A 6,617-nucleotide genomic window follows, 5' to 3' on the forward strand; every position below is an offset into this window, starting at 1 on the left:
TTAAGAATACTTAGCATGCTCAAACTGCATTTTGGCTTTAAATAGTGCTAAAGAATCGACATAGTTGGGGAATCAATTTTTTCTGTCCCATTGGGAGAATGCCAGATTTTGCCATCTAAAGCCATCTGCTCGATCAGGCTAGCCAAACGTAATGCTTTGAGTGCTTGTTCTCCACCAACAGAAGGGCGTTCTCCTCCTTTGATGCAATTTACAAAATGCTCGATTTCAGCATATATAGGTTCGACATTACTGGTATAAACTTTTTCGGTAATGCCATCTTGTTTATAGAGCGTTTTTGGTTGTTCTTTCAATTGTCCATCGTCTTGTTGGTGGCGATGAACCAGAATTTCATTTTTGAGGAAATCAGTTTCAATCAAAGACTTCTTACAATGGGCTGATAAACATCTAATTTTGCGATGAGTTACTTTGGAAGCAGTCAGAGTAGCCACTACACCATTAGCAAAACCAAGATTGGCAGTAACATAATCTAAATTGCCCGAATCATCGCAAGTACTGCCACTAGCGGTTAAACGAACCACAGAAGATCCAGATAATTCTAATAATAAATCGATATCATGAATCATTAAATCCAAGACTACAGAAACATCATTAGCACGATTAGAATAAGGACTCAAACGACGGGCTTCTAATGCCAAGATTTCTTCAGTCTGAATTACTTTGCTTAATTCTCTAAAAGCGGGGTTAAATCTTTCAATATGACCGACTTGTAGAATACAGCCTGTTTCGGCTGCTAGGTTAACCAAATATTCTGCTTCGGCAATGGATGCTGCAATAGGCTTTTCAATTAAAATATGAACTCCAGCCTCAAGACACTTGACACCTACTTCGTGATGTAGCTTAGTCGGAACGGCAATACAAACTGCATCTACCTGAAGTAATAATTCTTCGTAGTTTTCATAAAAATGAGTTCGATATTGGCTGGCGATTTCAATGCCTCTGGTCAAATTAGAATCACATATTCCTACTAGTTCGATATCTTTTAATAAACTTAAAATACGGGCATGATGTCGCCCCATATTACCCACTCCAATCACTCCCATTTTTAGGGGTTGTGACTTGTGCTTATAATTTTTATTATGCGGTTGCCTAGAAAGATTAGATTGCACGTTTTTACTGACTCCTCCACCATTAAATCTCGATCTGTAAAATTTAAAATATTTAGTTTGACCGAATCACCCAGATACTATCACAGACACATTACTTAATAAGTGAATCTAAAATTAGTTAAGTATGTTTTTAGCACTTTTATAATTTTGTGTATCTTAATCTATCTTCATGTATTTTTGCAGTTAACGATCAAACAACATATTTATGATATTTATACGTGGCGAGCAATATTAATCGTTAAAAAGTAGTATGAGATGGCAGTCATTAGGTTTCAATGCTAGTCTTGCTGAGAAAACCAATCAAATTGGAATCATAAAATTATTCCAATTTATCGATCTGCATTGGAGTGTGTGAGATGAATAAATTTAGAACGAGCAAATATGACTTAATTTTATTAGGAATAAGTTGGGGGATAATGGCGATCGCAGCAAAGCCAGCTATGTCCCAAAAGATAGGGGGAGATAGTACCGATCTTCAAAGATTAAATGTTGCTTCCTTGCCAAAATCAGCAGGAATTTCTACCAAAGCGATCGACTTGCTATCGCCAGTAGAATTATCTAAATATTTTACCGATATCGAAACTAGGAATTATCAGTTAGGACAATTAGATTTAGAAAAATTTTGTCAAGATTTTCCTTATAATTCCAAATGTCGAGGAACTACTCCTGGTATAGAAACTAGACCTAATTCTATTCCCGTACCCGTTCCCCCTCCGACACCACCAGAAGGTAGCAACCGTAGTAGCGATAGCAACGGGCAAAAATCTGGTTGGGCAATTGTCCCAGAGATTAGTACCTTAGGTTTGGGCGGTCACGTAGTAAGAAAAATCATCCCTCAGATCAACGCTAGAGTGGGCATCAACACCTTTGGTTTTGGTTTTGAAATTGAAGATGACTCTTCTGATATTAGTGCCAATTATGATGTAGATTTGAGTCTATTTAATGTTTCTACCATAGCTGATATTCATCCTTTTAAAAGCTCTGGGTTTAAATTAAGTGGTGGTTTGATTTTTGGCAGTAACGATATAGAAGGGACAGCTACCGTTGACGAACAAATTGAAGTCGGCGACGTTATTTTTAATGCCGATGAGTTGGGATCTGTGGATGTAGATATCGAAGTTACTCGCGATGTTGCTCCTTATTTGGGAATTGGTTGGGGTAATGCGGTAGCAGCCAATAAAGGGTTGGGATTTTGGTTTAATCTGGGGGTAATGTTTGGCGGATCCCCTGAAATTGAAGTGACTCCCAATGTTAATCAAAATCTACCCGAAGCACAAAGAGCAGAAGTAGAAGCGAGAGTAAATGAGGAAATAGACGATGAAGTTGCAGAAATTGAAGATGATTTGGCTTTTATTGATATTTATCCTGTAGTGTCTTTGGGAATTTCTTACCAATTTTGATCGACAAGGGAAGATATTAAAATCGATCGCTTTTACTGATTGGCGATCGATCTTACTGATAACTAGCTATACTGTGAATGTATACTAGCGTTAGGAGCATCTTTTGAGAAGAGCGAGCAGAAACAAGTTTAATAGACCATTACAAAACCAAGACAAACATAGAATTAATCAAAAAATCAGAGCCCAAGAAGTCAGAGTCGTAGACGGTAACGGCGAGCAAATAGGAATTCAACCTTTAGAACAAGCACTAGCCTTAGCAGTAGAGCAAGACCTGGATTTGGTTGAAATAGCTCCCAAAGCTTCTCCACCAGTTTGTAAGTTGATTGATTACGGTAAATACAAATATCAACTGCAAAAAGAAGAGTCTGAAGCCAAGAAAAATCAGCGAGATAATGCAGTCAAAGAATTAAAGATTGGCTATCGTACCGATACTGGCGATATTCAAACAAAACTAAAACACGCTCGCAGCTTTTTATCCGATGGCAACAAAGTGAAATTTTCCATGAGATTTAGAGGGCGAGAACGAGCCTTTGTTCATTTAGGCAAAGACAAACTAGAACAAATTGTCGGTCAGCTTTCTGATGTTGCTAAAGTCTACGAACAAAACTTTAGAAGTAGAAGCTTGATGTATATCACCATAGCTCCAGAATAACTCTGTCGAGTACGATCGGTTTGATGGGAGCGAGTTTTTCTTGCTCTTTTTTGTTTTCGTAGGTTTGGGGTCAATGCTCTAACTATAAATTGCTGACTGAGCCGAGAACATATTTTTTATTACAAAATCTTGCAATAATTATAAAGGGTCGTAAGTATTGCCTTAGTGTGAAAATTATTACCTAAAATTGCAATCAATAAATTTTATTCTTATATGACTGTTTCTCCCCACTCAAAAGCGAAGGCATTAAAACCAGGTAGCCGTCGCCCAGCAAAAGAGCTTTGTAGTGAATGTGGACTTTGCGATACTTACTACGTTCACTATGTCAAGGAAGCTTGTGCTTTTCTCAATCAGCAAATTGCTGAGTTAGAAACAGTTGCTCACGATCGCAGTCGCGACTTAGATAACGACCTCGATCTCTATTTTGGTGTTAACCAAGAAATGATTGCTGCTCGCAAAAAAGAACCCATAGAAGGGGCGCAGTGGACGGGTATTGTCAGTACGATCGCCTGTGAAATGTTAGAGCGTAAAATGGTTGAAGGGGTAGTCTGCGTCCAGAATACAGCAGAAGATCGTTTTCAACCGATGCCCATCATTGCTCGAACTCCTGAAGAGGTATTGGCTGCCAAGGTCAATAAACCAACTTTATCCCCCAATCTCAACGTTTTAGAACAAATCGAACAATCTGGCATGAAACGCCTGTTGGTAATTGGGGTGGGCTGTCAGATTCAGGCATTAAGAGCTGTCGAAAAAGAATTGGGCTTAGAAAAATTATATATTCTTGGTACGCCTTGTGTTGATAATGTCAGCCGAGAAGGATTGCAAAAGTTTTTAAATACCACCAGTAGATCCCCCGAAACCGTTGTGCATTATGAATTTATGCAAGACTTTCGCATTCACTTCAAGCACGAAGATGGTTCGATTGAAAAAGTTCCTTTCTTTGGCTTAAAAACCAATAAACTCAAAGATGTTTTTGCACCTTCTTGTATGAGTTGCTTTGATTATGTCAATTCTTTGGCGGATTTAGTTGTAGGCTATATGGGCGCGCCTTTTGGTTGGCAATGGATTGTCGTGCGCAATGATACGGGCAAAGAAATGCTAGATTTAGTTCGAGAGCAGTTAAATACTCAACCCGTCATGTCTCAAGGCGATCGCTCTAATGCCGTACAACAGAGTATTCCTGCTTACGATAAGGGAGTTACTTTGCCTATGTGGGCAGCTAAAATGATGGGAGTAGTTATCGAACGGATTGGTCCAAAGGGACTGGAATATGCTCGTTTTTCGATTGATTCCCACTTTACTCGCAACTATCTCTATCTCAAGCGCAACTATCCCCAGAAATTAGCATCTCACGTCCCTGAATATGCCAAGAAAATAGTTTCACAATACAAACTACCAGACTAAATTAAAAGGCGATCGATTAAACTGTCCTAATTGCTTTAACTCTTATCAATATGACGATAAATTTAAGTGTAAGTTTTGGATGAGAATTTGGAACTATAAAAACAAAGATGGGGAATAATCGCAATGTAGTAGTCATCACGGGGATGCACCGTTCTGGAACATCTTTAACTACTTCTTTATTGCAAAGCGCGGGGATTTTTGTTGGAGATCGCCTTTTAGGGGATAATTTGAGTAACCCTAGGGGACATTTTGAAGATCTAGATTTTGCTGAGTTTCATCAAAGTATTTTACAATCTCAGGGAGTATGCAGTGAAGGCTGGATCGACAATACCTCTAAAGAGATTCAACCAAAGTATCTCGAAAAAGCCAGGGATCTAATTGAACAACGCAACGAGCATTTGGTTTGGGGCTGGAAAGATCCCCGTACCGCTTTATTTTTAGATTTTTGGTCGGAGTTGATTCCCGATGCTAAATATATTTTTATTTATCGCTCCCCTTGGGAAGTAGCCGATTCTTTATATCGTCGTGGAGATGCTTTATTTCAAACCAATCCTGAAATAGCAATTAGAACTTGGATTAACTATAATCAAAAAATTTTGCATTTTTGCTCTAGGACATCTCAACCCTGGATCTTATTGAGAATAGAAGATGTGATCGAAAATCCCCAATTTATTGTTGATGCGGTTAATCAAAAGCTATCCCTGAATTTGCGATCGCCAAAAAACCTTTATGATGACTCATTGTTTAAAAAAAGTAGTGTAAATTTATATCAAGCAAAATTAGTACAAAAGTATTTTTTTCAAGCTTTTCAGCTTTATTTACAACTTCATGGTTGCGCTACTCTAATTGAAAATACAACTGTCTGTTTAGCAAAAAAATCGCGTACCGTACCTTGGTTTTGGCAAAATTGGCTAGATAGACCGATTAAGAAGATCAAAACTACTAGATATTGGTCGAAGCTAAGGCACACAATAACTCAGTAATGACTATCATTACTAGTGAATAAATCTTTTTTATTTATTAAATAAATATACAAGACGCAAGTAATGACCAATACTCTCCAACATCAATCTGCAATCATTATCGCGGGAATGCACCGTTCTGGAACTTCTCTAACTGCATCCTTATTACAAAATGCAGGAATCGATATTGGCGATCGCCTTATGGATGCAAATACGGGAAATATCAAAGGGCATTTTGAGGATCTGGATTTTGTGGAATTTCATCAAAATGTGCTGCAATCCCAAGGAATTAGTATTGCAGGATGGACAGAACAGGATTCGATTGAGGTGCAACAACAGTATTTAACTATTGCCCAAAATTTAATTTCAGCCAGAAAAAATAAAGATATTTGGGGTTGGAAAGATCCCCGCACTACCTTGTTTTTGAATTTTTGGTCGGAATTGATTCCCGATGCTAAATATATTTTTGTTTATCGTTCTCCTTGGGAAGTTGTGGATTCTTTGTTTCGTCGAGGAGATGTTATTTTCAGGAAAAATCCTAATTTTGCAGTAAAGCAATGGTGCATTTATAATCAGGCAATTTTAGATTTTTATCAGAGAAAACCAGAGCAATGTTTGCTACTAGATATTACTGGTATTATTCGTCATCCCGAGCTAATTGTGAATTCGATCGAGCAAAAATGGAAGTTAAAACTGAGATCGCCCGAATCGATTTACGAACCATCTTTATTCACGGTTGATGATAAAAAGCACTATCGTCAGGCTTTAATTGTCAAATTTTTTCCCCAGGCGATCGATTTATATGATCGACTCCAAGAACAAAATGATGGAGATAATTCTGTCCACCCTGAGGCTTTAGCTGTAGATTCAACCTGCAAGTCTTGGATTCTACAAGATTGGATTGATTTTCAACAAACATCAACTCAAAAGCAGCAGACAGAAACTCATTTAACTCAAACTCAGCAACAGCTACAATCCAAAGATGCAGAATTAATTCAAATTCAACAACAGCTACAGTCCAAAGATGCAGAATTAATTCAAATTCAACAACAGCTACAGTCCAAAGATGCAG

At 38.0% G+C, this 6,617-nt stretch carries 6 protein-coding genes; 5 read left to right on the forward strand and 1 reads right to left on the reverse strand.

Going from position 1 to position 6,617, the window contains the following annotated elements:
• Positions 1–47: 47 nt before the first annotated feature.
• Entirely contained in the window at positions 48–1,127 is a 1,080-nt protein-coding gene (locus tag I4641_RS03935) for a Gfo/Idh/MocA family oxidoreductase (RefSeq protein WP_229639162.1), read from the reverse strand.
• A gap of 356 nt (positions 1,128–1,483) precedes the next feature.
• Between I4641_RS03935 and I4641_RS03940 the strand changes: the two genes are divergently transcribed.
• The 5 genes from I4641_RS03940 to I4641_RS03960 all read left to right on the forward strand — a co-directional run.
• Positions 1,484–2,527, forward strand: coding sequence for a hypothetical protein (locus tag I4641_RS03940; RefSeq protein WP_229639163.1), 1,044 nt, complete (start codon positions 1,484–1,486; stop codon positions 2,525–2,527).
• A gap of 103 nt (positions 2,528–2,630) precedes the next feature.
• Positions 2,631–3,179 (forward strand): translation initiation factor IF-3, encoded by a 549-nt coding sequence (infC, locus tag I4641_RS03945; RefSeq protein WP_229639164.1) that lies wholly within the window; start codon positions 2,631–2,633, stop codon positions 3,177–3,179.
• 213 nt (positions 3,180–3,392) lie between these two features.
• Positions 3,393–4,583, forward strand: coding sequence for a Coenzyme F420 hydrogenase/dehydrogenase, beta subunit C-terminal domain (locus tag I4641_RS03950; RefSeq protein ID WP_229639165.1), 1,191 nt, complete (start codon positions 3,393–3,395; stop codon positions 4,581–4,583).
• Between the two features lie 107 nt (positions 4,584–4,690).
• Positions 4,691–5,566, forward strand: coding sequence for a sulfotransferase family protein (locus tag I4641_RS03955; RefSeq protein ID WP_229639166.1), 876 nt, complete (start codon positions 4,691–4,693; stop codon positions 5,564–5,566).
• A gap of 63 nt (positions 5,567–5,629) precedes the next feature.
• Positions 5,630–6,617 (forward strand): sulfotransferase family protein (locus tag I4641_RS03960; RefSeq protein WP_229639167.1); only part of this gene is annotated, 988 nt, incomplete at its 3' end.

This window comes from Waterburya agarophytonicola KI4 (assembly GCF_020640915.1).
GTDB classification, from domain to species: domain Bacteria; phylum Cyanobacteriota; class Cyanobacteriia; order Cyanobacteriales; family Xenococcaceae; genus Waterburya; species Waterburya agarophytonicola.